The organism is Pseudoclavibacter sp. RFBI5, from assembly GCF_002931395.1.
Lineage (GTDB): Bacteria > Actinomycetota > Actinomycetes > Actinomycetales > Microbacteriaceae > Pseudoclavibacter.
This window is the reverse complement of record NZ_PSYA01000010.1, coordinates 577,251-604,015: the sequence shown is the minus strand read 5'-3', so window position 1 is coordinate 604,015 and position 26,765 is coordinate 577,251. Positions and strand designations below refer to the sequence as shown.

The following is a 26,765-nucleotide window of genomic DNA, read 5'->3' as shown; positions in this document are numbered from 1 at the left end:
TCCCCACCCTGAAGGATGCCTCTCGCGCATTCTTCAATTCGTACTTGGTAGACAGTCGACCGCGCCTCCACTTCGGCCCTGCCGTGGATTTCACTTCCTTGTTCGGCGATTCCATGGCGGACAGCTTCCGGGAGAACGCTCGCCAAATCCTCGACTACCTCGAGAGAACCCGGAAGCTCCAGCGCGATCTGGCACCGGACACGCTGCCGCAGAACCTCCAGGAGTATGCAGCTACCCCGGAAGCGCGCGCCCTCCTCTACGAGGTCCTCTTCGACGATGGCATCCCGTTGGCGTTCGCCCTGAGCTCTGAGACCGTCGGTGCAGTGGTGGACGCACCAAATCGGGCCGCCCGTATCGAACGCCTCTGGTCTCGCCGCAAGGGGATCCTCTCCAGGTGCGCAGAGGGTTTGGACAGCGTCACCGCCGCGCACCTGGGGCATTCCGTTGAGCTTGCACGTCAGGCTCTCGAGGCGTATCAGCACGGGTTGCACGGCCCCGCGCAGGCCCAGGCGATGGCCATTGTCGACACGCACTACACCTCCCATGCCCCGCAATCGACCGCGAATGCCGTCAAGCATGCGCGCCCGATGGAGCATCTCCAAGGCAAAGTCGACAACCGGGCCTTCCCCGTCCACGCCCCGATCGCGCGTGCCTACGCTCGCAAGTACCTGGGTTCCCCGACGCAGGGAAGGGAAGCCGAAGATCCACCCCGAGAGCTGAGCCGGCACGCGACGATCCACGGAACGCACCCGAACCAGTACACCAAGCGCAACGCACTTCAAGCTCTCGTCATGGTGACGAGCCTCCTGCGCCTCCTCCAAGACGAACATCGAAGGGCCGCCTTCACGCGCCCTTGATCTGACAGCTCCCCGCATAGGGGCGGTGACCCTGTTCACCCCTCTTCCGAGGAGCCGTCATGGCAAGCACCGCCACTCTGCCCACCTCCGTCACCGGCCCCGTCTCTGGTGCCGACATCGACCGCCACGGACGCCGATCCCTACGCGCCCCGTCCGTCTGGCCTTCCGTCAGCGCTGATCAGGTGCCGGCGACCATCGCCAGCCGTGCTGACCTGCTGCGCGGGTTCGCGGCGATCGGGAGCTCGACCGCTGCGCGGATGCTCTACGAGTCGCTGTTCAAGGCTGTCGCGTGATGGCGACGGTCGAAACCCGGTACCCGGGTTACGTTCCCGCCAGCGCTGGAACGCTCGACGGGTACAGCCCAGCAAGCCCCGTCGACGATCCATCGTTCGAGCTGACCGACGAGTCGCGCATCGCCTCCCGGAACCCCGACGGGCGGCGGGTGAGCCTGCGCCGCATCCGAGCCGTCCGCGACATCCCGGCAGCCGGCGTCTCGACAGGTGACCTCGGTGGGTGGGTGGAGAGCACGCACTTGGCCGATGGGACCCTGCGGTTGCAGGACGACGCGTGGGCGTTCGATGACGCCGAAGTGCACGGCAACGCCGTCCTCCGGCACCGCGCCCAGGCACGCCACTCAGCCACCGTCCGCGGGAACGTCGTCATGGACGGCGACTCCCGAGCCCTCGACCGTGCCCACCTGCACGGCGCCACACGCCTCCGCGACCGCGCCAGAGCGGCCGACCAGGCGGAGCTCGCCGGGGGAGACCTCTCCGGGGACGTGATCGTGGCGGGAGACGCGAAGACCCACAACCACGTCCGCCTGTCCGAGCACTTCCGCCTCGACGACGGCGCATCCGTGTTCGACCGCTTCCAAGGGTTCGGGCACGGACATCTCACCGGGTCCGCGGTCGGCGGCGATGACGCCATGGTCGGCGGCGATGCAGTCGTGACCGAGTTCGCGCACGTCGGCGGCGAGGCATTCCTGACGTTCGGGGACCGGCTCGATGGATTCGAGCGGCTCCACTCCAACCACCTCACCGTCGGCGACTCGATCCGCGTCGCCGCAGAACGAAAGGCAGCATGACCCATGCATGTGCAGACCACCGGCATCAACCCGTACCTGTCCACCGTCGGCGACGTCCTCGCAACAGGTGCGGAGGCGCCCATCAACGGGAACGAGCTCGCCGAGGCGAAGCGATGCCAGACGGTGGAGTTCTCCGTCGCCGACCGGCTGAACGCGTTCCTCGAGACACTCGAGGTGGGCACCGTCTTCTACCCGATCGATGACCACGAGCGCCGCCACGAGAAGGTCCGGTACGGAGTGTGGGCGCCTTCGCCGGTGGGTGAGCACCCGAACGGGACGCCGTCGTACGTGCTCGCACCAGTGTTCGCCGGTCGGCGCCTGGTGATCGTCCAGCCGGACTGAGCCTGCGCAGAGCAACGGCCCCCACGAAGTTCGTGGGGGCCGTTGTCGTGTGCGGCTATCGTGCGCTCTCGAGGAGCTCGAGCGCCTTCTCCACGCGCTGCCGCACCCGAGCACGAGGCACCCGCGCGACAACGGGCGTGGTGACTGCATCCGGGGATGCGACACGGCGGAGGTCCGCGTAGTCGGTGCAGGCGCGGGAGACGAGATCCAGCGCGAAGGGGAGCTCGGCGCTGTCGGCCATGCGAGCGTTGCGGGCGAGACCGTCGGCCGCTTCGTTCAACGGGTGCCCGCAGTGACCTCGGACGTGCTCGATGAGCGGGCGCACTTCGAACTGGTCGAGGCGTTCCCGGATGGAGGTCAGCGCCGTGGTGACGACCTTCGGGTGCTCGGCCGTGTTCTGGCGTTTGCCGGGGGTGAGCAGCTCCACGGCGTTGAGGTTGTCGGTGAGCACGCGGATGCGTTCGTGGGTGGCCGCGTGCGTGAGCGCTGCGAGGATCGCGCGGAGCTCGACGGCGAGGACGTTGATCGTGCCCTGCGCCGGCGAGACGAAGAACCGTCCGTCCTCTCGCACCCACGCGGCTCGCGCCTTCCCGTACCGGCTCGGCCACGGATGCACGGACGCGTCCGTGGCGTACGTGACTTCCGAGCGGTGTGGGATGGGCACCTGGTCCGCGCTGGTCTTCGCCTGTGCGAAGAGGGTCGCGCGTCGCTCGAAGCCAAGCGTCTTCAGCTCATCCAGCCAGCGGGCGACCGCGGCGGCGCGCAGATTCGCGGTGACCTGGTCAAGGTCTTCGGCGACGAGCAGCGAGAGGCGGCCGAGGTCGCCTGGTCCGAAGATACGCAGGAGCCGCTCGGGCAGGTGCAGCTCGAGGCGGGCCGTGCGGTTGCGTCGCAGGAACTCATGGGCGGCGTCCAGGACGCCGGCGAGGACGATCGCTGCCGTCTCATGCTCGGACGGACCCTGGACCGTGCGCTCGGTCACCTCCCACGACGCGCGAGCCGGCGCACCGTCGAGGTCGAAGATGCGCAACTGCACGTCGAGGCCCGCGCAGAGCAGCTGCCCTCGTTCGCCGAACAGTGGCGGGGTGACTGGGGACCTCGTGAACGTCGCGCGGAGCGTGTGCACAGACCCGGCGGGAACCTCGTCGGGGAGCTGCTGCAGGACCGCGTCGCGCGTGTAGAGGCGGAGGCGGTCGTGACCGGAATGTCGCATGCACGGCTCGGCGGTTGTCTCACTCGCGAGATGAAATCCGAGGTTTTGTCGCGTTTCGGCAACGATGGAACCCCATTCACTGATAACAGACATTCCGCGTCGGTGGTGGTTCGTAAGCTCCACGTCACTCACCGCCCTGGTTGGCGGAGGAGGGAATCTGGACCAGGAGGGGACCGATGACCAGCAACACGCCGATGAGACTCGCGCCGTTGAAGACGCCCGCGATGGAAGAGGACACGAGGAGGATGGCGCCGGCCACGAGGGCAGCCCAGCACAGCAGTGGGAAGTTCATGACCGATCTATGCGGGCAGGCACCGCACACAGTGCAGAAGCGAAGCCCGCATAGCCAGGCATCGCCCCTCACGTCACGATCGGAGTCCACCATGTCGGCCACGCTCACCGAGCCCAAGTACCGCCCGCACGTCCTCGAAACCCACATCGATGCCATCACCGGGCTATTCGTGCTCGCCGAAGTCACCGAACCGACCCGACATCTCGCCGAAGGTCCCGAAGGGGAGCTGGGATTCGTCTCCAGGTCGCGCGAGCTTGCGCCGTTGGAGGGCACTCGCGCGCTCTCGCAGGACATCGCGGCCCATGTGTACGACAACGGCGACGGCCGCTACGAGATCGACGCGCGTCTCGGCGCGACCGCGTACGACGAGGACGGGGCCTTCGTCGACGACAACTTCATCAACCTCGAGATCGCTCCGACAGCGCGCTGGTACGAGAGCGCAGAAGCCGCGTTCACCGCAGCGGAGCAGCTCGTCCGTTCCCACAGCTTCGGCGCCACCGTCTCCGTCTGATGCCGGGCAGAACTCACCATTCGGGGGCTATGCGCGAGCGTCCGATGCGTCTACCGTTGTCCGCAACCGTGACGGCGCACACGCGCGGGCAAGTACCGACGACGAGGGTGAGTTCGTATGACACCGAGAGTGGGCATCGACCCATCCGGCTTCGGCATCTACGGGGCAGTGGACCGAGATGAGCACACGATCCTCTGCCACGAATGCGGAGAGCGCCTGGCATGGCTCCCCAACCACCTCAAGCACACCCACGGCATGACCAGCGACGAATATCGGGACAAGCACGGCCTCGCCCGCAAGCAACCGCTCTCGAGCCTGGAGCTGCAACGTCGCCGTTCCGCCGCCGCGAAAGCGGCCCAGGGCACAGAGGCATGGGCGAGGTTCCAAGAAGCGGGGGAGCAGGCGTTGATCGACGTCCATGAGCGGCTTCGCTCGGGGGAGCTGAAGCCGCGCATCTCTCCAGCCGGCGTCGAACACGCACGCCTCGGGCGAGCCGAGAGTGCCCGAGAGGGGCGGAGCTCGACGCGTGCGCAGCAATGGACGGCCTCCGCGAACGAGTACCTCGCGTTCACGCGCCAGAACGAACGCCTTCCGCGGCGACGCAGCGACGACGCTGCTGAACGCCAGCACGCGGAATGGATGCAACGCAACCGAGTCCTCGCGCAGCACGGCACGCTCGACGACACCAGGCGCGCCTGGCTGGATGAGCACCTCCCCGGCTGGAACGACTGGCGCACGTTCTCCCCGCCCGCATAGGTGCGCTGAGCCCACCTGCGCCGCCGGCGCGAGGGGGAGAACCTCAGAACACCGCCCCATGTCGAACGTCCGCGCACTTTCCGTCCCTTCCCACACGATCCAGGTGTTCGCCGACGACGCGTCCATTCACGCCCGCGTCGACGCGACTCCCACGGATGCGCATTTCGGTGAGGAGGGCATCGCGGAAATCCGCGTCGCCGACGCGCCCGTGCTCGTCATCGACCTCTCCAACGTCACGGATCTCCGAGATGCGCTCGATAGGCTCCTGACGGAAATCGCCGACGCCAAAGATGCCCCGCTCACGCCCGCGGCCGCGCTGCGGCCTGTGCCGACTTCGACCCGGCACCTGACGCCGACGCTCTAAGACAGCGATTCGCCGTATTTGCCCCACAGCCTTGCCGGATCTGTGTACCGTCTGCCGGGACGGGCCAGTCCTGGGGCGCGCCAACACTTGGCTCGTCGCAGGTCCGCGCCCCGGTGATGCTCCCGGCGGTGCCGTCACCGGGGCGCGGACCTGCGCATCCCGCGCATAGGGTCGGCATGAGATTCCCCACAGCTCTCCGCCCGCCGATCGCTCCGGACGCCCTCCGCCGCATTGCTCCCGGAGCGGTGCGAGCACTGATCCTCGCAACCGCCGTCATCCAGACGGTGACGCTCTTCGCCTACGCATGGATCGGCGCCAACGTCGGCTTCACCGCCATCCTCGCCTTCGCGCTACTGACGGGCCTCCTGACGACATCCGCCGCGAACAGCCGAGCGTTCGACCGGCTCGTGGACCGAGCGACATTTGTACTCGCCGCGCTGGTCATGATCGGTGCCGCGATCTTCGGCGTCCGTGCCGGCTTCGTCCACGGCGACGTCGTAGCGAGCCTCAGCTGGTACGCCCTCATGGTCGCCACCACACTGGTCCTGTGGGCCCGAGCATCCGAGGACCTCACCCCAGGAGCAGCCGCATGAGCGCGATCACCGACCGCAGCCTCCGTGAGTTCGCCGGCACGACCGCCATCGGCTCGAGCGCGGCCGTGACCATCGAGATCGACCGCACCCCGAAGATCGTCGGCGGGGCCGTCGTCATCGACGTGTTCGGGTCCGAACCCGTGCGCCTGGAGCTCGACGACGCGACAGAACTCGCGCACCTGCTCATCTCCCTCGACGAGCACGTGCAGGTGGTCAGGGCCCGGCTCCACGAAGAAGAGCACCGACGCCAGGCCGACGCGGAACGCGCGAAGCAGTCACCCGCCGAGCACGGACGCCCCGACCTGCGCCTCGTACCTGCCACCGGCGCATGACGGCGATCCTGATGCCGACCCTCGCATCCCCGGCACCTGCTGCCGCTCCGCCTCGGTTGCCATCGCCGTCCGCGCCAGTCATCCGAGCGGACGGGTCGAACTGGCGTGATCTGCGCGCCTGCCGAGATGCAGACCCGGACCTGTTCTTCCCCGAGGATCTTGCGTCCACCCCTGCAGGCAAGGCGCAGCGGGCCGAAGCGAAACGCGTGTGCCGGCCTTGTCCGGTGCGGGAGCAGTGCCTGGCACTCGCCCTCGCCGAGCGGCACAACGACGGCGTGTGGGGCGGGCTCGACGAGTCGGGGCGGCGCAGCCTCAAGCGCCGGACCCGCAGGAGCATGCCCGCATAGGGAGAGCGACCCAACCCGTCGAATCTCAGGAGCCGCATGTCCGCGCGAACACCCACCCCCGAGCAGGCCGCCATCATCGCCGCCGCCGCTACCGGCCAGAACCTCACCATCGAGGCGGGAGCGGGCACCGGCAAGACGGCGACGCTCACCTTCATCGCTGACGCGACCCAGCACCGCCGCAGCCTCTACCTCGCCTACAACCGTGCGATCGCCACCGACGCGGCCCAGAAGTTCGCCGGCACACGCGTCGTCGCGAAGACCATGCACGCCCTCGCCTACCCGAGTCACGGAGCGCCGCGCAAAGAGCGGATGAACACGGGACCTCGCATGATGCCGTGGGCGCAGCGCTCGAAGATCTACGGCACCGACGACGCCATGACCGTCCGCCTCGTCGACGGCGCCGACAAGCCCAGCCGCACCCTCTCGCGTGAGCAGTTGACGAAGCTCGTCACCGAGACGCTGAACAAGTTCCTGAACTCCGGCGTCACGCAGATCATCGAGGTTGCCCCAGCCCTGCCAGCGTGGGCTGACCTGATCGTCGCAGAGGACCGCGCCTTCCTCGAAGCTCACCTGCACACGTGCACGATCGCCGCGTGGGAGGACCTCGTCTGGAACGACGGCAAGCTCCCCTTCACCCACGACACCTACCTCAAGCAGTGGGCACTGAGCAGCCCGCAGCTGCCGTACGACACGATCTTCCTCGACGAGGCGCAGGACTCGAACCCCGTGATTATCCAGGCGCTGAAAGCCCAGCAGAACACGCAAATTGTGGCAGTGGGAGACAGGGAGCAAGCGATCTATGGCTGGCGTGGTGCCTCCATGAGCATGGACGCGTTCGGCGGGCAGATCCTCCAGCTGACCACCTCGTTCCGGTTCGGGGAGACCATCGCCACCGAGGCCAACTGGTGGCTCGACGGGCTCGACGCGAGCCTGCGACTGACGGGACTGCCCGGCAAGTCCGGCCAGATCGGGCGCATGAGCGGCACTCCCGACGGGATCCTCGCCCGATCCAACGGTGGGAGCCTGCGCGCGATCATGACTCAACAGGAGCGAGGCAAGAAGGTGCACGTCGCCGGCCAGAACCAGGCCAAGACGCTGCTGGAGCTCGCCACCGCGTGCGAGCAGCTGCAGGAGCGCGGCAAAACGAACCACCGGGACCTGTCGAGCTTCGCGAGCTGGAGCGAGGTGCAGAACCTCGTCGAGTCCGGCGAACTGCGAGAGCTTGAGCCGCTGGTGAAGATCGTCGACCAGTACACCGCGCGCACCGTCATCAAGGCCATCGAGTCCTGCACGGCGAACCCTGACGACGCTGACGTGACGGTGTCCACCGCGCACGTCGCGAAGGGCCTGGAATGGTCGCGCGTGCGCATCCACAACGACTTCTACGAGCCCGGCCACGACGACGATGGCAAGCCGAAGCCCATCCGCCGGGAAGAGGCGCGCCTCGCGTACGTCGCCGTCACCCGCGCCAAGGACCACCTCGATGCGACCGAGCTCGCCTGGGCGAAAGACTGGCAAGGCGGCATCGAAAGCTCGAGCGGCCCCGTCGTCGAGGTCCCGAGGCCGATCGCGGCACCACCCGCGCCGCGCGAGGTCATCACCCTCACCCCGGACGCGTTCGTCCCCGCACCAGCCGCCGCCGTCGTCCCGAACCACGTGGCGCCCCAGGCATCGGCGTCGCAGATCGTGCTGCAGGAGCTCATCGCGCAGGTCGTGAACGCGCCCGTCAGTGCTGCGGCCGTGCCGCTGAGTGACGCGGCCGCCGCCGTGCCGGAGGCGGAGCTGCGGGCGATGGTCGCCCTCTGGGTTCAGCACGAACTGCCCACCACCATTGCGAAGATCGCTGAAGTCGCCGCTCGCCAGCGCGCGCAGGCCCCGACGAGGAGCGCCTCATGACCACCATCGCCACGCCCCACGCCGTCACCCAATACGCGCCAGGCATTGCCGAGCCGACCCCGGAAAGGGCCATCGCCGTGTCCGAGCAGCAGACCATCGCCCCCGAACCGCAGGCAGCTCCTGCACCGCAGGCGACCACCCCAGAGGTCGAAACGCCTCCCGTCGCCATAGCGGCACCGGTCGCGACCCCGAAGGTCCCGCGGGCGGCGCGCATCAGCCCTGACCGGTACGGGGTGGGCGCGTTCGCGATCCTGCTCATCATCATGATCATGGGCGCCTCCTACGTGTTCTCCTACGCCGCGATCGCGGAAGCGGCGATCTGGACGGGCATCCCCAGCTCCGTGCAGTGGCTCGCCCCGGTGTTCATCGACGGCGCGATCCTCGGGTACACGCTGTCGCTCGCGATTCTCCGCTGGCGTCGAGAGAGCGTCGTGCGCACCATGCTCGTGCTGTGCGGGTTCACCGCCGTCAGCGTCGCCATCAACTTCGCCCACGCCGCGAGCTACTGGGAGTGGGACTTCACCCAGCGCGAGGCGTGGTTCGGCGCGCTCATCGCCGTCGGCGCACCCCTCGCCGCGCTGTTCTCCGCGGAAGAGATCACCCGCCTCATCTTCACTCCGCCATCCGACCGCGACGAGGAGACGGAGGAGCAGGCACCGGAGGCCGAGGCGGCGATCGTCGAGGCGACGCCAGCAGAGGCCGACGCTCCTGAGCCGACAGCCCAGGCCATCTCTGCCGAGGATCCCGCCGTCGTGGAAGACTCGGTCAAGCCCGGCCGACAGCGCTACTCGTTCATGACCCCGGACGGGAATCTCGAACCCGCCAACCCGCCCGCCGCCAACGCGGTCGCCGACACCGAAAGCCCCGCCCAGCCATGACCGACGCATCGTTCCACTCGCCAACGCCCGATTACGCTCCGGACGGCATCGAGGACGCGCACCTGCCGCCGGAGCCGACCATTGATCTCGGAGGGATCCCCATCCCAGGGGCAGGGTCCACGTTCCTGGAGCACCTCGCCTACCAGCAGCAGGTGCACGGGCCGCTCCCGATCACCGAGCAGGTCGTCGACGACCTCCTTAAGTACGAACCACTCCCGGAGCTCGAGGCTGCGACGAAGGACCTCACCTCCAGCGGATGGCTGGCCGGGCTGTGGTTGCGCTACCTCGGCAAGCACGACACCCTCGCCGGCGTCGCCCGCGCGATCGCGTTCAAGGTCCACCACAACCTCGACCACATCCCCGGCACCTACCGGCCCGTGCTCGACATGACCGACTGGCCGTTCAACCTCATCGACTGGGACAAAGCCGGGCAGCAACTCCTCACCGAAGGCGACATCGGCACCACCATCTACTGGGTCACGGACGGCCATGCGTTCCTCTCGCCCCGCAGCACCGACGAGAAGGACATCGCCGAGGACCGGCACGGCAGGTTCTTCCTGCCCGACCCGTTCGAGGATCGGATCTTCTAGGGCGCGCCCGGCAGGACAGCAACAGCCCCGGTGTAGGAATGTGCGAATGTACATTCCTACACCGGGGCTGTGATGTGGGCTGAGATCAGTACGTCCGTACGAAGACCGCGCCCGTGTACTTATTCGCGCTATTCCGCACGCACTTTGAGATGTGGGTGACCGTCTTCCCGGCGTTGGTGTAGGTGTTGACCGCGTTGTTGAGGCTTGTCTGGCATGCCGCCATGGTCGGCCCTTGAACGAGGTGCCCCGTCTGATAGGCGGCCTGAGCGGAGGTGGCGCCGACGCCTGTCACCAGTGCGGCCGCGAAGAGTGCGGCGCCGAGCTTGGTCCTGAGTTTCATGACTGCCTCCCACGTCGTTGTCGAGTTGCCACGAGTCTAGAACGCACGACGACCAGGGCACCTGGAAGACACTCAGTGGCGGCGGCAGAGGGGTTTACGACGCCGCGGGGAGCGTCAGCTGCGCCCGCGCCTGCACGAGCAGCGTCCGCCACCGCTTCAAGGCCGGGTCCACCAGTCGGCGCTCGAGCCCCGTGCGTTCGGCAAGGTCCGCCGTTCGCGGCTGCTGCACCCCCTCGAGAACGAGGTCGAGCCAGGCGGCGCCGACAGTGTCCAGCTCCGCTGGCACGGGCGCACCAGCGGCTCCTGCCAGCGCCAGTGCACGCTCCAGCAGCTCGGCTGCGAGCTTCCGAGCGTTGGCGTCGCTCTCGGACTCCTGCGCCGCATCCTCCGGCGTCTCGCCAGCAGACGGGAGCTCAGCGAAAGGGTCGCCACCGTCCGCGGTGACCGCCATCGGGGTGACGGCGGCGTCGTCGAAGTCGGCGAGGGTGAGCTCGATGCCCGCTCGTCGTCGTGAGGCTTCGTTTCCGCGCCGCTTCGACGCGGCGATCACCTCCGCGGGGGTCGGTTCCCGGCCGAGGTCGCGCGTGAGCTGGCCGGTGATTGTCTGGATGATCTTGCGGCGCCGCAGCAGCGTCACCATGCCGGACGCGTACGTGTATTCGGACGATTCGCGCTTGTCCCGAACAGCCTCACGGGCCCGCATGAACAGCCACCCGGACCACTTCTGCACCTTCACGTAGTCGGCCGGGCTGACTGCGATGAGGCGGGTCAGGAGGGACTCGGCGACGATCTGCTGCACGTCCAGCTTCGACATGATCGCCGACGTCTCGTCGTTCGCCCCGAGCGCCTGGCCTTTCGCGAGGAACACCTCCGTCCACGACTTGAGGATCCCGGAGCGCACCGCGTGATCGGCAACCGCGGCCGCGAGGCGTCGCCGTTCGTCGGGTGTGGTGGCGTGCGCGATCTGCAGGATCTGCCGAGACAGGGTGCGCTCATCGAACTCCGGACGGGACCGGGCCCCTCTCGTGCGCGCCGTCATCGCCGCACCCGTGAGGGAGCCGCGAACGGGTATCCGCGACCGGGAGCGACTTCACGGTCCGTGAGTGCGTCTCCGAGCGCGTCCAGACGCCGCGCGCCGGAGCGGGCATCCATCAGCCACGCGAGCGTCAGCGTCGTCGGCCGATCGACGCTCTCTTCGACCTCATCGACGGCCAGCCGGATCGCGCGAACAGCGACCGCGTTCGCGACCCCAGCTGTGACGAGCACCTGCAGGATCCGCAACCGGCGCAGCGGCTCACCTTCTGGCGTGCTGGCGCGCTCGAGGAGGTCGTCGAGGGTGGAGGTGCGGTCGGCGAGACGGGTGAGCTCGGCGGCGCGGAGCTGACGGATCTCGTCCTTGCGCTCGTTCAGGAGCAGGGCATCCACGCGTGATCACCCGGCCTGCGGGTGTCGGGCCGCGTCTTCGGCAAGCGAGGTGGCCAGGGATGGCGGGAGCGCAGTGGCGCGCGCGATCGCTGCGACGAACGCTTCGGGGTGCACCTGCAGCGTCGGGTTCGCGATCGACCACAGCTGGATCAGCTCGGCCAGCGACGGCGCCGGGGACTCCCGGACGCGGGTGAGGACCGAGCTCAGATCGACGTCGTGGACGGCCTCATCGATGCGGCGCCGGACGAGGTCGCCGACGAGGGTCAGAACCCCGGCGTCGACGTCCGAACGGGCAAGGTCATCGGTGGCGACGAGTTCGGCGAGAGCTCGCCCGAGCGGAGATGGGGCGGAGCGCCAGGAAATGCCGAACCGCAGGTGGCGCACGAGCGGGTCCGTGTCGAGGAGGACGAACTGCGCGGCGGTATAGGCGCGGGCAAGGTAGGCGAGGTTCGGTGCCAGGCGCTGGACGAGCTCCCACTGCGCCATCGCCGCGTCTGCCGCGAACGAGGCCAGAGCTTGCGCGTGCGGCGAGAACGCCCGAGGGTTGACGGCTCCCGGAGGCAGCTCTCCCGTCCACACGCCGTGCTCGTCGAGCTCGCCTGTGCCGCTCAGCACGGGTGAGCTCGACGAGCCGCGCACGGACCAGGTCAGGCGCGTGCCACCCGGGGCCACGGACCGCAGCTCTCCGGGTCCGCTCCAGGTCACCCAGGCCGGACGGCCGTTGATGCTCGCGAAGCTGGGGAGGACGGCGACCGCCACACTCGAGCCCGCCGACGGGCCCAGTCGGGCGAGGTCCGCGCCGATCCGCATGCGCGCGAGCAGATGCGCGACGGGGGTGCGGGCGTCCGGGGTGGCGTCAGGGTCAGCGTCGGTGGCGGCGGCGGGGTGCATGGGGAACCTATGCGCGAGCGCACGGTTCCAGGTGTGGTTACCGCCTGCCGAACAGCTTCCGGAACAGCCCGCCGCGTGCGCCGGAGGAGTCGTCGGTCTCGGTGTCGTCGGGGAGCTCGAACTCGTCGCGGCCTGTGGCGAGGTGCAGCAGGTTGGCGACGGTGGCGTAGACGGCGGGGTGGTGCGGGTCGAACGCGCCCGCGTTCAGGAGGCCCTCGAAGCTCGGGTCTTCCGCGGTGGTGCCGCCGAAGTGATCCGCGCGTCCCGCGAGAGCGGCTCGCCACTGGTGCTCGATCTCGTCGGTGAACTCGGTCTCTGGCGCGAGGAGCGCGTTCACGAACACGGCCCGGCTGGAGTCGGAGCCGTGCGTGTACGCGTCGAGGATGCGCTGCAGCCCGTTGAACCCCATCCGGGACTCGTCGGTGAGCGCGACCAGCCACGCGCCGCGGCGCTGGTACTCCGGGATCCACACGTCGCGTTCGAGGTCCGTGAGTGAGTCTTCGAGCATCTGCGTGTCGATGACGACCACGTCGAAGCGCCCCTGCGCCCAGTCCAGCAGCGCCCGGTATGACGAGGCGGGTGTGCGGTCCGCGCCGCCGTACCCGCGTGGGGGAGCGGGCACGTAGTGGAACCCGATTGGGCGGTTCTTGCCGAGCACGCCTCGGGCGGCGTTCACCTGCGACGGGGTGGAAACGACATCGGCGGGACGGGTGTGTGCCATGTCGTGCACCGTCGGGATCGTGCCGGCTGGCACTTTCAGCAGGACCTGGGTGTCGCCCTGGCCGCGGTTCCCGTCGATGTAGAGCACGCGCGCATCCGCGCCGAGCACTTCGGATGCGAGGGCTGCGAGCAGCAAGCTCAGCGTCGTCTTCGTCACACCGCCCTTGCCGGCCGACACGATGATCGTCCGCGTCTCCCGAGGGACCTCTGCGCCCGCCGGGTGCAGCGGGGCTCGAGAACTGGCGGGAGCCCAGGAGGCGAACAGGCCGTCGCCGGCGTCACCCTGCTTGAGCGCAGGTGCAGGTGCAGGTGCAGGTGCAGGTGCGCGAGCGGGTTCAGCGATGGGTGCAGGTACGGGAGCATGGGCCGGTTCGGCGACAGGTGCGGCCTGCGGTGATGTACGGGGAACGTAGACCGGCGGCTCAGGGGACTCGGAAGCAGGTGCGGCGACAGGCGCCGGGGTCGCGGGAAGAGCGAATCCTGCGGCGGCTGCGGGCGCGGGGGCTGGCAGCGGCATCGGCTGGGGGAGTGCCATCGGGAGTGGCAGCGCGACCGGTTCCGGGGCCGGCGGAACATATGCGTCCAGGGGCGCGTCCCCGCGGGCGTCGCCGAGCTGCTGGTAGCCGAGGATGCCCAGCACCTGGTTGAGGGTGACGGGTCGGACGAGGTTATGCGCGCCCGGGAGTGAGTGCGAAGCCAGGTCGTCGTCAGTGGCATGCAGGACGACGACGGTGACCTGGCCGACGATGCGCGCAAGGAACGCCGCGGGATCCGCCGAAACGCCACCCAGCGGGGCGGCGACGAGGACTCGGAACGGGCCGCGAGACGTGGCGGCAGACATGAGCTCCGGCTCAAGGGTCTCCACAACAGCGTCGACGACATCGAAGTTGAGGTTGCGGAGCGCGTCGGCGAGCTGAGGGGCATCGACGACACCGAGGGCGTGAGAGACAGGGGCAGGAGCAGTGGCGGTCATGCGCACCCTATGCGGGGACCGGCCGGAAACGACGAACGCCCGCGGCGAGAGGTGGCTCGCGGCGGGCGTGGGTGGTGCGTGCGGGGCTGGGGGCGTGGCTCTGACTCGACAGACCGGTGGGCTGGTCCCAGCTGCCGAAAAGTTACCCCGGCCAGGCCGACGGCGCAACCCGGCGACTCCCGTCGGCCGTCGGCGATCGGTTCCGTGGATCCGCGCCGTTCCGGGGATCGCCGGGAAATTCGAGGGTCTCGGCTGGGCTGCTCGGCGGTCTCGATCGACCGGTTTCGGACCCTGCCGAGTGCCCCGTTACTTGCCGTTTTGGAGCATTGCTTGCTGTTTTCGCCCGTTGCTTGTTCCGTTGCTTGCCGCCGATCCCAGTCGGCAGTAGGGCAACTCCCCTATTACTTACTTTACTTACTTTTAGAAAGTATATATTATATATATATATATATATTAAAGGGGAAAATACCCCTTTAATTCCTTATTTTTATTTCCCTTCTCCTATATAGGTACTTTGCCGAGCGGCACATCGCGAGATTCGCAAGAAACGGGTGCAAACGCCCAGATCGGGTACACTTTCGCGTTGCTTGCTTCTCGGAGGCGTTGCAAGTGATACTTGCTCTCCGATTTGCCTGATTCACAGGGAGTTGTCAGCATTCGACACGCCGCGTGCTCCGGTTGGGCACGTCACGCCGGGCGTGTCGGGAAGGCTGGCTCTCCACTCTTTGCCCGGGCCACGCCCTCCCGGCGTGTCGCCTGCAACGGTGCGGACAGCCCCGGCTCGGGTGACCGACCGGACCGATCGCCCGCATAGGTTCTCCATGACGAACCCCTCGCCCATCGCCAACCTGTCCGAGCTCGAGCCTCTCACTCCATGGTTGGCTGAACACTTCCACGCCATCGCGCGGGGGTCCGGTGCACGCAAGCTTGCGGACTCCGGCGTCGCCCCGCTCGTGGCGGCAGCCCGCGGCTACGACACTGTCGTCGACGAGGACGACCTCAAGCGCGTCAGGAAGATGCGCAAGAGCGGACGTGGGCGCCCGCCGAAGCAGCAGACCGACATGCTCGAGCGCGGAGCTGCGGGCGAGGACACGCTTGTCATCCCCTGGTACGACCTGCAGGACGTGAACGCCGCCGGCGTCGACGTCATGCCGCTCCAGTTCCAGTACCGGCCCTCGAAACCCTTGGTCGAGAACGGGAAGGCCCGCAAGTACCTACTGGAGGCGAAGGGACGATCGACGTTCGACATGTCGCCGTCGGTGCCGCCGAGCTGGCTGATGGACGCGCCAACGATCCTGTTCGTCGAGGGCGCGCTGAAAGCCGACTCCACGCTCACCGCGATCCTCCGCAGCGCTGGTGTCACCGACGCAGAGCTGTCGCAGACCAGCGGGGACCGCCGCACGGACCGGCTGGCGCTGCGAGCACTCCTGGACCGAGTGCCGAGCGCAAAGCGCGTCCTCGTCATCGGCCTCATCGGCGTCGGCAACTGGAACAACGTCGAAGGGCTCGTGGAGATCGTCTTCCACAACCGCACAGGCCTCATCGCCTTCGACGGCGACGTGCGCCGCAACCGCAACGTGTGGAACCAGGCGCGCAAGCTCTACGACTTCATCGAGCGCAAGCACGGCATCCCCAAGCTCGTCGACCTCGACGGGCCAGAAGCGATGCTCCGCATGGAAGCCGTCAACTACGTCGGAGACGAGCGGCTCGGCATGGACGACTTCCTCAGCCGCGTCGGCAGCTGGAGCGACGCCCTCTCCTGCGTTAGCGAGATTCTCCCGGATGCCCCCGTCGCCGCAGAAGACACCGGATACCGCAAGGGGGACTATCGCGTGTCCGAAGACGGCACCTTCGTCGAGGAGTACGTGCAGAGCGCCCTCACCCAGGAGCTCTACTGGGACCGGGTCATCAACATGGGCGGCCGCGTGAAGTACGTTCGCACCCTCCGGCAGCCGACCCTGACCGAGCGACAGACCGGCCTGATCGACGCGGAAGTGGACGGAGGCGCGCTCCGCGTGGAAGTGGGCATCGAGGTGAGCTGGGTGGAGAACGGCGAGACGTTCACGGAAACGATCATCGGCCCCGGCGAGATGCTCGGCACCAGCCCCGCCATGTGGTCGCCCCGCTTCGACGACCGGATGATCCTCCCGCATCCGGTAACCGGGCACCCGGTCTTCACCGACCTCGACAACAAGTGGCTCAAAGCCGTGAAGTCCAACCGCCGCGGGGAGATCGCCAGCGAAGGCGCCTGGGAGACGATGGGCTACGTCCCCACCGCAAGCGGTAGCCCGGTCTTTATCGCAGGCGACATCCGCATCGCCCGCCACGCCACGGACGAGCAGTCCACGCTCCCCGGTGTCTCCAGCAGATCCATCCCCGCCGCCCCACGGTTCGGCGTCGTCGACACCTACCGGGATTTGTCTGTCGAGGAGTACAAGCGGCAGATCCGCGATGACCTGCGCAGCATGTACGCGCACTGGTTCGCCTCCGGAGCCTTCGCGCACCGCAAGTTCGGCGCCGTCGCGTGGGCGACTATGTTCCGGCCTACCCTGCCCACCCGCCCCAGCGTCACCCTGTCCCTGTTCGGACCTCCCAAGTCCGGGAAGAGCTACCTCGCGCTGGCGATCATGGGTGCGTGGCAGAAGAAGGGCAACTCGTGGGTCGCCTCCCTGCCCGGAGGTGCCGGCGACACGTTCGTGGCGACCGAGCTCAACGTCTCGCGGACCCCGATCTGGGTCGCCGACGACCTCGCCGCCGCCGTCGACGCCCGCACGGCGGTCACCCAGGAGCAGAAGCTCTCCGACTTCATCCGCAGCGTCTTCAACGGACAGGGCAAGGGACGCGGCAGCGCTGACCTCGAGCAGCGCGCGCCGAACAACCCGCGTGCGCAGTTCATCATCACCAGCGAGAACGAGTTCCAGACCGACTCGGTGCGCCAGCGCACCCTCCAGCTGGAAGTCGGCGCTCGAGGCGTGTTCGGCGACGACCCGGCCGCGGTGCGCGCACTCAAGACGTTCTTCACCAGCGACCTCACCCAGGCCCGCATGTCCGCGGCGATGATCCGCCTCTGGCACCTGCACGGCGACTACGCGCCGCTCGACTGGACCGACATCGTCTCGCATGTCACGGACGACATCTACGAGAACGTGCGCAGGGCCGCGACCGAGCACATGCTCCGCCTCGGCATGTCCCACGCCGACTCGACCCGGCAGGGAGACAACGCGGCCGAGTTCGCCCAGGTCTTCGACGTAATGCACACCCTCGGGCACTGGGCAGGCCTCGGCGCCGACGAGGACGTCATGCAAGCGCTCAACGTCACCAGCCCCACCTCCCTCACCAAAGAGATCTACGGCCTCTTCGGGGACGCCGTGGAGAGCAGCCGCAACTCATCACCGGGCAAGCTCCTCCTGCGCGCGCTGGGGAACACCCTCGCGGCCGGCAGAGCCCATCTCACCAACCCCGACCAGGCAGGCATGCCGCCATTTCCCACCAACAGCATCGAAAACAACCGACTCAACGAACGGCTCGGCTGGGTCTTCGACGCGAGCCGCGGCGCGGACGGTGCCTGGGTGCCACGTGGCACCCGCATCGGCCAGCTCGTCGAGATCCGCCGAGGCAAAGCCACCCATCTCGCCGTGCTCCTCGACCGGGACACCGCGTTCAACGAAGCAAAGCGTTACAACGCCACCCTCATTCAGCCCGGCATGGGCGCAACCGTGGGCTGGCGCGACGTCTGGGACCAGGGCGGCATCTCGCCGGCGGCTCCACCGCGAAATAAGCAAGGCGTGACGGTCCAGATCACGCTGCGATCCGCAGGCTCCGGCGCCCCTGCCCCCGGGGTCCGAAGTGTGCGCGGTTACGGCATCCCCGTCAACCTCGACGCCCTCCTCGACGTCGACGCGTTCTTCGCCAACGACGACGACGACGACGATGACAACGACCACGAGTTCGACGCCGACAGCGCCGACGCCAACCCGGCCGCATAGGACGACCATGACCGACACCAGCACCGCCGCCACCCCTGTCCCGTTCGCGAATCTGCACGTCCACACGGAGTATTCACTCCTGGACGGGATGGCGAGCAACGACATGTTCGACTACCTCGCCTCCATCGGCCAGAACACCGTCGCGATCACCGACCATGGCACCCTCGCCGGCATCTGGAAGCTCAGCGAAGCGGGCCGCGAGCACGGCATCAAGGTCCTCGCCGGCTTGGAAACGTACGTGGCCGTCGGGTCCCGCTTCGACCGCGACTTCATCGAGATCCCCGCCGACGACTCCTCGGCCGACGAAGGCGACGGCAAACCGGGTGCGGGGGACAAGGCCAGCCCGAGCGATGCGCTCGCCCTCGACCAGCTCAGCGAGGAAGAGCGAGCTCGAGCGCTCGGACGGGTCTCCGTCATCGAAGCCCTCCTCCGGTCCGACGAGGGGGACGTCACGGTCGAGCTCCTCTCCGACTACTCGCACCTCACAGACAACAGCGAAGCATTCCGAGCACTCATCGCCGAGCCTGGCACCGAGCTGCCGGACGGCACAGAGGACGGCCCCGTCACCCTGAGCGACGCACTGGACGCCCTCGCCTCCCTGCGTGAGACCTTCCTCGCGCCTCCGCGGAAGCTCAAGAAACGCTTCCACGAGCACCTGACGCTCATCGCGACGAACGAGACCGGGTGGTCGAACCTGCTCGCGCTCTCCAACGCGGCCGAGCTGTCCAAGCACCAGGGCAAGCCACGCATCGACCTGGAGCTGCTCGCCGAGCATCACGAGGGGCTCGTCATCCTCACCGGCTGCCTCGGCGGCGCGTTCCTCGGCTCCCTCAGCCGCGGCGACCGAGCACGCGCGACCGACACCCTCCGCCGGCTCGTGGAGATCGCCGGCACCGAGCGTGTGTTCGTCGAGGTGATGGAGCACGGCGTCGACGCCGAATCCCGCGTCCTCCCGGAAGCGGCAGAGCTTGCCGCTGAGCACGGCGTGCGCATGGTCGCGACCAACGACGCCCACTACGTCCGCCCGGACGCGGACACCGCCCACGCCGCGTGGCTTGCGCACCAGTCGAAGTCGACCCTCGCGAACCCCAAGTACGCCTTCCATGGCGCCGGGTTCCACCTCGCGTCCGAGCAGGAGATGCGCGCCAAGCGCCCCGAGCAATGGTGGCAGGACGCCGTCACGACCGCCGGCGAGATCGCAGCGCTCGCCTCGGAAGACGTGCTCCCCGAATCCAAGATCCGCCTCCCGAAGTTCCCGCTCCCGGACGGCGAAACGGACACCACCGCGTACTTCGTGCGCCTCATCAACGAGGGTGCCACGCGCATCTACGGCCCCGACCGGCCCGCGGAAGTCAGCGCGCGGCTCCAGGAGGAGTTCAACGTCGTCGCCCAGATGGGCATGACCGACTACTTCCTCATCGTCGCCGACATGATGGCGTGGGCCCGCTCGCAAGGCATCCTCACCGGCCCCGGTCGTGGCAGCGCCGCGGGCAGCATGATTTCGTACTGCCTCGGCATCGTCACCATCGACCCGCTCGAGCACAACCTCCTCTTCGAGCGGTTCCTCGAGCCTGGCCGCAAAGGCATGCCCGACATCGACTCCGACTTCGAGGCGGCCCGCCGCGACGAGGTGTTCGCCTACCTCGGCAGGAAGTACGGCAACGAGTACGTCGCCCGCATCGGCACGTTCGGGTTCGCCCGCACCAAGAAGGCCATCAAGGACGCCGCCCGCGTGCTGGAACTCACCCGCGTCGGCGACACCCTCGCGAAGGAAGTCCCGATCGACGGCGGCAAGCCGCTCACATTCGCGAAGCTCCGCGACCCCGCCAGAGCAGACGCAGAGTCGTTCCGGTCCGCGGTCGCCGTCGGCGGGGAAGACGCCGCCCGCGTGGTGGAGCTCGCCGAAGCGTTCGAGGACCTCGTGTCCACTCTCGGCGTCCACGCCTGCGGGTTCCTCGTCTCCGACGTGCCCGTGGCCGAGCTCGTCCCGGTCCGCGTCAACGAAGACGGGCTGCGCTACACCGCCTGGGACGGCCGCGACGTCGAAGCGCTGGGTCTGTGCAAGATCGATATTCTCGGGCTCGCCAACCTCGACGGGCTCGCGAAAGCGTTCGAGTACCTGCGCGAGTTCGAGGGCATCGAACTCGCTCACGACGAGATCCCGCACCCGAACACGCAGGGCGACCCGCGCGTGGACGCCACCTACCGGCTGCTGCGCGAGGGCAAGACCAGCGGCGTCTTCCAGCTCGAATCCGACGGCATCACCGCTCTCTCCGAAGACATCAAGCCCGAGAACTGGGACGACCTCTCCGCCATCCTCGCCCTCTACCGCCCCGGCCCAATGGGCGTCGGCATGCACCAGCACTACGGCGCCCGAAAGCACGGGCTCGAGGCGATCGACTACGGCTACCTCACCGACGACCCGGAGGAGGCACGCTGGATCGACGGGGTGCTCGGCAAGACTCACGGGCTACTTATCTTCCAGGAGTCGATCATGCAGCTCGGGCAGGTCGTCGCGGGCTTCGACGCCGCTGAACGGTCGAAGCTCCGCAAAGCGATCGGCAAGAAGATCAAGTCCGAGATGGACGCCATCGGTCTCAGCTGGGTCCAGCGGGCCACGCGGGAGTACCGCGACGAGACGGGCGAGGTCATCTCCCCGGCGTTCAGCGCGGCCACCGCCGGTCGCCTCTGGGAGGCCATCAAGGTCAACGCCAGCTACGCGTTCAACGCCAGCCACAGCTATGCCTACGCCCGCACGACGTTCGACACCGCCTACGTGAAAGCCAACTGGCCTGCTGCCTACGGGGCCGCGCTGCTGGCGACCGTCGACAGTTCAGAACGCCGCGTGCGCATCATCGAGGGCATCGCTGCCGAGGGCATCGAGGTGCTGCCGCCGCACGTGAACCAGTCGGGATTCAGCACCAAGCCCGAGGGGCCTGCCGTCCGTCTAGGCCTCGGCGAGATCAAGGACGCTGGCTCCGACGCGGAGGGTCTGATCCGCGCCCGCGAAGCGCACGGCGGTACCTTCCCGGACCTGCCATCGATCTACCGGGCGATCGACCCGACCGCGAACCGGGCGACGCTCGGCAAGCGCATGCTGGAGGCGCTCGTGGAAGCGGGCGCGATGGACGAATACGGGCCGCGGCTGGGCATCAACGTCGTCAGCCGATGCCTCGCGACCGCCGCGTTACCGGTGCCCGCCCTGGAGTGGTCGACGCTGGAGCGCGCGATCCGTCAACGCGCCCGCATCGGCATCAGCTTCGGCACGCACCCGCTCGTGCTCCACCAGAACGAGGTCCGCTCGTGGGTGCCGGAAGGCACGATGAACCCGGAGCAGTTCCGAGCGTCGCTGCTGCCGGTGCAGGCGCTACCGGACGTGAACGGCACCCGCATCTCCACGCTCGCGCTCCTGGCATCGGTGTCGACTCGCGCGTACCGCGGCGGGAAGCTCGCACAGCTCACCCTCGAAGGCTCCTCCGCACGCATCAACGGCGTCATGTGGAACGACCGGCTCGCCGAGCACCTCGAGTCCCCGCAAGGCCTGCCGCCCGCGGGAGCGCTCGTGCTCGCCCGGGGTCGGGTATCCATTCGCGAGGTGGAAATCGAAGACCGCGAGAGCGGGGAAGTCTCAACGACGATCCAGCGGGAGCTCACCGTCTCGTACCTCGAGGAGATCCAGGTCGCCGACGACGGCACGTACCGACTCCCGGACCCCCCGTCCATGGGCATCCGGTTCCCGAGCACCGAGGACCCGGACGTGCTCGCCGAGGCCGCCGCCGATGCAGAAGCCACGGCAGCAGCCCAAGCGGCCGAGACCGCGCGATTGCAGCAGCTCCAGCAAGCGCAGCTCGAAGTCGCCGCACGCGAGTCGGAACTCGCCGAGCACGCGACCGTCCCGCTCGTCGACGTCCGCACGGGAGCTGCAGTCCCGGCTGTCGCCGTTGACGCGAACCTCAGCTCCGCGATGGTCCGGCTCCGGCTGCGCAACGCCGGCTTTGCGATCGACCTCGACCTGGCCGCGCAGATCTCGGCCGGAGAGGTTCGCGTCAGCGAGCTGCAGGGCTTCCCGATCCGGGACGACCGGACGGGGGATGTCGTCGCGTACGTCGTCGCCTCGCCCGAGGAGCCCACCCCCGACGACGCCCCCGAGGCCGAACCCGCCGCACACAGTGCCGACGAACCCGCCGATCCGACGCTCCTGGAAGGAGCCACCGTATGAACAAGCTCTCCGAGCAGCAGCGCCTCGCACGGGAAGCCGCCCGAGGCCACGGCGTCGCCGGCGCCTCCCAGTTCGGCTACCAGCAGCACTCCACGCCCAGCCCTGACGCGTTCATGGCCGCCCCTGACGCGCTCACACCTGAGCAGGAGTCGGCGCTCGAGGAGCGGCTGCGTCGAGAGGAACGCGAGGCGAACGAACGCGAGGAACTGCGCGAGCAGAGCCGCGCCTCGATTCAGCGCCGCGCAGATCTCCTCCGCGAGGAAGGTTACGCGGAAGCGCAGGCGACGCCGGACCCGTTCGACCCGGAGACGACGAAGCACCGCCCGGAATGGTGGGCGCACTCGTTCGCGCACGCTGAACAGGCCAAGGGCGGCGGGTACGACATCATGCCCGACGACTACACGCCCGGCATGACCGAAGGCCGCGCGCTCTCCGGCAACCGCCGCACGCACCGCATGAAGTACGAAGGCGCCGGGGTCCAGCTGCGGATGCCGAGCGCGACGAGCATCCGAAAGTACGCGAAGGAGCTCAAGGGGCGCACGTTCGACGTACCCGTGGAAGCGAACACGCCCGCCGGCACCGTCATGGGGCACGTCCGGATCACCCCGGGCCCGAACGGGACGTGGAGCGTGTCGGGCGTGCGGATGCCGGACGGGCGAAACGAGTACGTGTCGGAGGCGGTGCAGGCGATCCTCGAAGACCGCCGCCCGTCGCTCGCGCTCGCACAGACCACCGACCTCCTCGAAGGCCGCCGGGAGCGGCTGTACGCGGCAGGCTCCGCGCAGAAGCCGCCGAAGTACGCGTCGACATTCATCGAAGGCGTCGGCTACAACCGGTACTCCGCGGAGATGACGTTCAACCTGTCCGGCCGGCAGTACGGGTACAAGGTGCCGCCGGAAGTCGCGAAGAACATGCTCACCTCCAGCACGCCAGGGCACGCGTACATGACCCTCATCAAGGGCAAGCGCCGCCGCTTCGACGTGATCGAGTGCCCGAAGTGCCGCCGGTTCTTGAACGAGGACACCGCGGACCTGCACCAGTGCCACCGCGGGCACCGATCGCCCACGCGCGCGATCAAGTTCCACCGCGCGCAGATCCTCGAGGCCGTCACCGGCAAGCTCTCCGCCCGGCAGCGGGAGCAGAAGGCGCGCGCGAAAGCTCGCGAGGGCCGGTACGAGGACGCGGGCGCATAGGGGGAGCACACCGCCCTTCCACCTCCACCCCCAGGAGCGCACCCCATGCCCGACCGCATCCACCACCTCATCCTCGACGTGCAGATCACCGACTCGACCTCGCCCTGGGAGGTGGCAGGGATCGGACTCGATGCGCACGGACGGGAACGGTGGGCGTTCTCCCAGTCCGTGCGCCCGCCGAAGAGCGTGGGGGAGCATCCGCTCGGTGACGGCATCTTCCCCGGTCTCGACGCGATCGACGTCGGGATCGCGGAAGAGCTCACCACCAGGGCCGCCCCAGGCCTCGACCTGATCGTCCGGACCGGAGAGACCCGCCCGCAGTTGTACACCTGGCTGCCTCGCACCCTCGCCCTTGCCGTCAACGGTGTCACGACAGTGAACCCCAGCGAGCGGCCGTTCGGGATCAGTGCCCTGGACGTGCGCACCCTCGCCCGCGCGTTCCAGTCGCAGCTGCGCCGAAGTCGAGTGCCCGCATAGGGAGAGCAGGCACCGAAGCACGAGCAACACCCGCCAGAAACGGTCCCCGCATAGGAGACCAGGCACCGCAGCATCACCCGCCGAACCACGCTCCCCGCATAGGGAAGCAGGCAAGCTCCGGCATCGCCGTCCGCAGCAGCACTTCCGCCGCCACGGAACCACACCGCATCAACCAAAGGAACAGCATCATGGCAAACCTTCCCCAGACGTACGTCGGCAACCTCACCGCGGACCCCGAGCTGCGCTACACGCAGAACGGCATCGCGGTTGCCAACGGCACCGTCGCCGTCAACGAGCGCGTGCTCGACAAGCAGACCAACGAGTGGAAGGACGGCCCGACGACGTTCATGCGGTTCTCCGCCTGGCGTGAGCTCGGCGAGCACGCCGCACAGTCGTTCAGCAAGGGCCAGGAAGTCATCCTTGTCGGCAAGCTCAGCCAGAACGACTTCGTTGACAAGGAAGGCAACAAGCGCACCTCCTACGAGGTGACCGCCGACCACCTTGGCGCGTCCGTCCGTTTCGGCACGACCGAGTTCCGCAAGTCGGCTCGTCCCGACCAGAACGCGCAGGCGCAGGCCCAGTACGGCCAGCAGGGCGGCAACGTCCAGCAGCAGGCTCAGGCAGCACAGGCGCAGGGATACTCCCCGGCGCAGCAGCAGGCTCCTGGCCAGTACCAGGCACCGCCCGCGCAGCAGATGCAGCAGCCGCCGGTCCAGCAGCAGGCTCCGGCCCAGCAGTACGACCAGAGCCAGCAGTACGCGCAGCAGGGCCAGCCGGTCCAGCAGCAGGCACCGCAGCAGCAGGCGGTCCCCGCGGGCGTGCCCGCAGCGGGCGCCAACCCGTTCGGCCCAGGCGCCACGGACGGAGGCATGTTCTAACCCCTGACTGCTGAGGGCCACCGCCCCCACCCCCGCACGGTGGCCCTCAGCACATCCCCCTTCGAAAGGGACCCCGACGGTGCCACGCCAGCAACCCCCGATCCGACTCGAACGCACTCGAGCCGGTGAGCTGGCGTGGCACCTTCGTCATCCCCGCACCCGCATGCTCACGCTCGTCGGCACGCTCGCTGTGGTCGTGGCTGTGACGGTCGGGGCTTTCGTCGTGCCACAGGTGCTCACTCCACCCCCGACGGCGCCAGTCGCGGTCGCGACGTCCACGTCCTCTGCCGTGGAGCCCGCATCCACCATTCGCGTCACCGAAGCGACCCCGTCAGTGACGACGACGACACCAGTGACGCCGACGAGCTCCGCCGCGCGAGACGCGGTCACCGAACAGGTACGCCTCGCCGATCAGCTCCTCGCCCAGTACCCGACTCCCGCCGCGGACCAAGCCCTGATCGACGAACTCACGACCGCCCGGAACGACGCCCAAGCGCTCCTCGACGACCCGACCACGAGCGAAGCGAAGCTGATCGCCGCGAACTCGACGCTCTCCGGCCATAACCAAGCCTTCCGCGTCCATGCGCTGACCAAGGCCAGCGCCACCACCGCAGACGGTGGCGGCGTCGTCGCAGCGCCGGTCGCTGAGCAGCCGAACCAGGTGCCCGCACCGGACGCGCCGCAGAACGATCCCGTCGAAGCCCCGGCCCCGGATGCGCCGTCGGCGCGGCGAGCGTCGCAGTCGATCTCCGTGTCCTGCCAAGCCCCGGCCGCGTTCTCGATCACGTTCACCGCGTCCGGCGGCGGAACGGTCGAGCTGAGCGCTGCGGGGCAGTCCGCGACCGGCGCCGGGTCCGCATCCGTGACCGCGTTCGGCCAGCCCGGGCAGTCGTTCTCCGCGACCGGCAGCGCCGACGGGTCCGTATCCGTGTCCTACTCCACCGGAGGTGCCGCATGCAGCTAGTGCAGTCCATCGTCGACCAGCTCACCGTCCTCGCGGCCGAACAGCCCGCGCTCCTCATCGGCGGCGTCGTCTTCGTCGTGCTCGTCATCAAGGTCCTCACCGGTCCCCAGGGCGGCGGAAGCAAAGCTCGAGACCCGCAGCGCCTCTACGGCAATCGCGACCGCCGCGCCGGGTTCGACCGGGCCGGTGGCCGGTGTGAGGGGGAGTGGTTGCCGTTCGTGCGGTGCACGCGGCCCGCGAACGCCGGCGACCACTGGCTCCCACACTCCAAGGGCGGGGCCACGAGCGCGGCGAACTTCGTCGCGCTGTGCGGCATCCACAACAGATCCAAATCCGCGCAGATCCCATCACGGTTGCAAACGGCGAGGCTCCGATTTCGTCGCCGCAAGTACATGAACGACCACGCGCTCGTGTCCGCCGGACAATGGTTCGGACGATGAACGTGGCCACCCCGTGCGTTGGGCTGCGACCTTGACGCCTCTCAGGAATCAGCGAAGTACGGCTGCCGCCGTCAACGCTCCTCTCGTGGTGTGAGAAAGCGCACTGTGGTTGTCCTGCGGTCTTGGATTGGAACGCATCAGCCAGGCAGCAGAGACCAAACGCAGCAGGACATGGTCGATAAGCGCCAGGCCATTGCGGCTTAG

The 26,765-nt window shown here is 68.4% G+C and carries 27 protein-coding genes; 20 read left to right on the top strand and 7 right to left on the bottom strand.

The window, feature by feature from the left end; translation table 11 throughout:
• Window positions 1-83: 83 nt before the first annotated feature.
• From C5E06_RS09740 to C5E06_RS09725, 4 genes are read left to right on the top strand one after another with little or no spacing between them, the layout of a single operon-like run.
• Complete coding sequence (locus C5E06_RS09740) at window positions 84-857, top strand: hypothetical protein (RefSeq protein ID WP_146081349.1); 774 nt, start codon at window positions 84-86, stop codon at window positions 855-857.
• Window positions 858-916: 59 nt separating this feature from the next.
• Window positions 917-1,150 carry a hypothetical protein gene (locus tag C5E06_RS09735; RefSeq protein WP_104306738.1) on the top strand — a complete coding sequence of 78 codons (234 nt, stop codon included), beginning with the start codon at window positions 917-919 and terminating at the stop codon, window positions 1,148-1,150.
• Window positions 1,150-1,941, top strand: coding sequence for a hypothetical protein (locus C5E06_RS09730; protein ID WP_104306737.1), 792 nt, complete (start codon window positions 1,150-1,152; stop codon window positions 1,939-1,941). The genes C5E06_RS09735 and C5E06_RS09730 overlap by 1 nt, the downstream gene beginning before the upstream one ends.
• A gap of 3 nt (window positions 1,942-1,944) precedes the next feature.
• Window positions 1,945-2,283 (top strand): hypothetical protein, encoded by a 339-nt coding sequence (locus C5E06_RS09725; protein WP_104306736.1) that lies wholly within the window; start codon window positions 1,945-1,947, stop codon window positions 2,281-2,283.
• 55 nt (window positions 2,284-2,338) lie between these two features.
• Here the strand turns inward: C5E06_RS09725 and C5E06_RS09720 are convergent, their stop codons facing one another.
• Window positions 2,339-3,496 (bottom strand): RNase H family protein, encoded by a 1,158-nt coding sequence (locus tag C5E06_RS09720; protein ID WP_181062929.1) that lies wholly within the window; start codon window positions 3,494-3,496, stop codon window positions 2,339-2,341.
• Between the two features lie 124 nt (window positions 3,497-3,620).
• A complete protein-coding gene (locus C5E06_RS19240) occupies window positions 3,621-3,788 on the bottom strand; it encodes a hypothetical protein (protein WP_181062928.1) in 168 nt (55 codons plus the stop codon).
• A 91-nt stretch (window positions 3,789-3,879) separates the two neighbouring features.
• Here C5E06_RS19240 and C5E06_RS09715 point away from each other — a divergent pair, with 91 nt between their 5' ends.
• The 9 genes from C5E06_RS09715 to C5E06_RS09675 all read left to right on the top strand — a co-directional run bounded on the left by C5E06_RS09715 (window position 3,880) and on the right by C5E06_RS09675 (window position 10,055).
• Complete coding sequence (locus C5E06_RS09715) at window positions 3,880-4,299, top strand: hypothetical protein (protein ID WP_104306734.1); 420 nt, start codon at window positions 3,880-3,882, stop codon at window positions 4,297-4,299.
• Between the two features lie 117 nt (window positions 4,300-4,416).
• A complete protein-coding gene (locus C5E06_RS09710) occupies window positions 4,417-5,055 on the top strand; it encodes a MucR family transcriptional regulator (protein ID WP_104306733.1) in 639 nt (212 codons plus the stop codon).
• 58 nt (window positions 5,056-5,113) lie between these two features.
• Entirely contained in the window at window positions 5,114-5,419 is a 306-nt protein-coding gene (locus C5E06_RS09705; RefSeq protein ID WP_104306732.1) for a hypothetical protein, read from the top strand.
• 176 nt (window positions 5,420-5,595) lie between these two features.
• Complete coding sequence (locus tag C5E06_RS09700; RefSeq protein ID WP_146081348.1) at window positions 5,596-6,012, top strand: hypothetical protein; 417 nt, start codon at window positions 5,596-5,598, stop codon at window positions 6,010-6,012.
• Window positions 6,009-6,344: a hypothetical protein gene (locus tag C5E06_RS09695; protein ID WP_104306730.1), complete on the top strand. Its 336-nt coding sequence runs from the start codon at window positions 6,009-6,011 to the stop codon at window positions 6,342-6,344. The genes C5E06_RS09700 and C5E06_RS09695 overlap by 4 nt, the downstream gene beginning before the upstream one ends.
• A complete protein-coding gene (locus tag C5E06_RS09690; RefSeq protein ID WP_374953230.1) occupies window positions 6,341-6,691 on the top strand; it encodes a WhiB family transcriptional regulator in 351 nt (116 codons plus the stop codon). The genes C5E06_RS09695 and C5E06_RS09690 overlap by 4 nt, the downstream gene beginning before the upstream one ends.
• Window positions 6,692-6,727: 36 nt before the next feature.
• Window positions 6,728-8,587 carry a UvrD-helicase domain-containing protein gene (locus C5E06_RS09685; RefSeq protein WP_104306729.1) on the top strand — a complete coding sequence of 620 codons (1,860 nt, stop codon included), beginning with the start codon at window positions 6,728-6,730 and terminating at the stop codon, window positions 8,585-8,587.
• Window positions 8,584-9,465 carry a DUF2637 domain-containing protein gene (locus tag C5E06_RS09680; RefSeq protein WP_104306728.1) on the top strand — a complete coding sequence of 294 codons (882 nt, stop codon included), beginning with the start codon at window positions 8,584-8,586 and terminating at the stop codon, window positions 9,463-9,465. Before C5E06_RS09685 ends, C5E06_RS09680 begins: the two co-directional genes overlap by 4 nt.
• Window positions 9,462-10,055 (top strand): hypothetical protein, encoded by a 594-nt coding sequence (locus tag C5E06_RS09675; RefSeq protein ID WP_104306727.1) that lies wholly within the window; start codon window positions 9,462-9,464, stop codon window positions 10,053-10,055. The genes C5E06_RS09680 and C5E06_RS09675 overlap by 4 nt, the downstream gene beginning before the upstream one ends.
• Before the next feature lie 85 nt (window positions 10,056-10,140).
• Here C5E06_RS09675 and C5E06_RS09670 read toward each other — a convergent pair whose 3' ends face one another.
• From C5E06_RS09670 to C5E06_RS09650, 5 genes are all read right to left on the bottom strand, one after another.
• Window positions 10,141-10,395, bottom strand: coding sequence for a hypothetical protein (locus tag C5E06_RS09670; protein WP_104306726.1), 255 nt, complete (start codon window positions 10,393-10,395; stop codon window positions 10,141-10,143).
• Between the two features lie 94 nt (window positions 10,396-10,489).
• Complete coding sequence (locus C5E06_RS09665) at window positions 10,490-11,434, bottom strand: hypothetical protein (protein WP_104306725.1); 945 nt, start codon at window positions 11,432-11,434, stop codon at window positions 10,490-10,492.
• Window positions 11,431-11,820, bottom strand: a complete 390-nt coding sequence (locus C5E06_RS09660; protein WP_104306724.1) for a hypothetical protein — start codon at window positions 11,818-11,820, stop codon at window positions 11,431-11,433. Before C5E06_RS09660 ends, C5E06_RS09665 begins: the two co-directional genes overlap by 4 nt.
• Before the next feature lie 6 nt (window positions 11,821-11,826).
• Entirely contained in the window at window positions 11,827-12,711 is an 885-nt protein-coding gene (locus tag C5E06_RS09655) for a hypothetical protein (protein WP_104306723.1), read from the bottom strand.
• 37 nt (window positions 12,712-12,748) lie between these two features.
• Window positions 12,749-14,404 (bottom strand): hypothetical protein, encoded by a 1,656-nt coding sequence (locus C5E06_RS09650; RefSeq protein WP_104306722.1) that lies wholly within the window; start codon window positions 14,402-14,404, stop codon window positions 12,749-12,751.
• Window positions 14,405-15,225: 821 nt separating this feature from the next.
• Here C5E06_RS09650 and C5E06_RS09645 point away from each other — a divergent pair.
• The 7 genes from C5E06_RS09645 to C5E06_RS09615 all read left to right on the top strand — a co-directional run bounded on the left by C5E06_RS09645 (window position 15,226) and on the right by C5E06_RS09615 (window position 26,561).
• Complete coding sequence (locus C5E06_RS09645; RefSeq protein ID WP_104306721.1) at window positions 15,226-18,390, top strand: hypothetical protein; 3,165 nt, start codon at window positions 15,226-15,228, stop codon at window positions 18,388-18,390.
• A 7-nt stretch (window positions 18,391-18,397) separates the two neighbouring features.
• A complete protein-coding gene (dnaE, locus tag C5E06_RS09640) occupies window positions 18,398-22,609 on the top strand; it encodes a DNA polymerase III subunit alpha (RefSeq protein WP_181062927.1) in 4,212 nt (1,403 codons plus the stop codon).
• Window positions 22,606-23,802: a hypothetical protein gene (locus C5E06_RS09635; protein ID WP_104306719.1), complete on the top strand. Its 1,197-nt coding sequence runs from the start codon at window positions 22,606-22,608 to the stop codon at window positions 23,800-23,802. Before dnaE ends, C5E06_RS09635 begins: the two co-directional genes overlap by 4 nt.
• A 45-nt stretch (window positions 23,803-23,847) precedes the next feature.
• On the top strand, window positions 23,848-24,279 hold the full coding sequence (locus C5E06_RS09630) for a hypothetical protein (protein ID WP_104306718.1): 432 nt from the start codon (window positions 23,848-23,850) through the stop codon (window positions 24,277-24,279).
• A gap of 188 nt (window positions 24,280-24,467) precedes the next feature.
• Window positions 24,468-25,157, top strand: a complete 690-nt coding sequence (gene ssb / locus C5E06_RS09625) for a single-stranded DNA-binding protein (protein ID WP_104306717.1) — start codon at window positions 24,468-24,470, stop codon at window positions 25,155-25,157.
• A 163-nt stretch (window positions 25,158-25,320) separates the two neighbouring features.
• Window positions 25,321-26,121, top strand: a complete 801-nt coding sequence (locus tag C5E06_RS09620) for a hypothetical protein (protein ID WP_104306716.1) — start codon at window positions 25,321-25,323, stop codon at window positions 26,119-26,121.
• Window positions 26,112-26,561, top strand: a complete 450-nt coding sequence (locus C5E06_RS09615; protein WP_146081347.1) for an HNH endonuclease — start codon at window positions 26,112-26,114, stop codon at window positions 26,559-26,561. Before C5E06_RS09620 ends, C5E06_RS09615 begins: the two co-directional genes overlap by 10 nt.
• The last annotated feature ends 204 nt before the right edge of the window (window positions 26,562-26,765 follow it).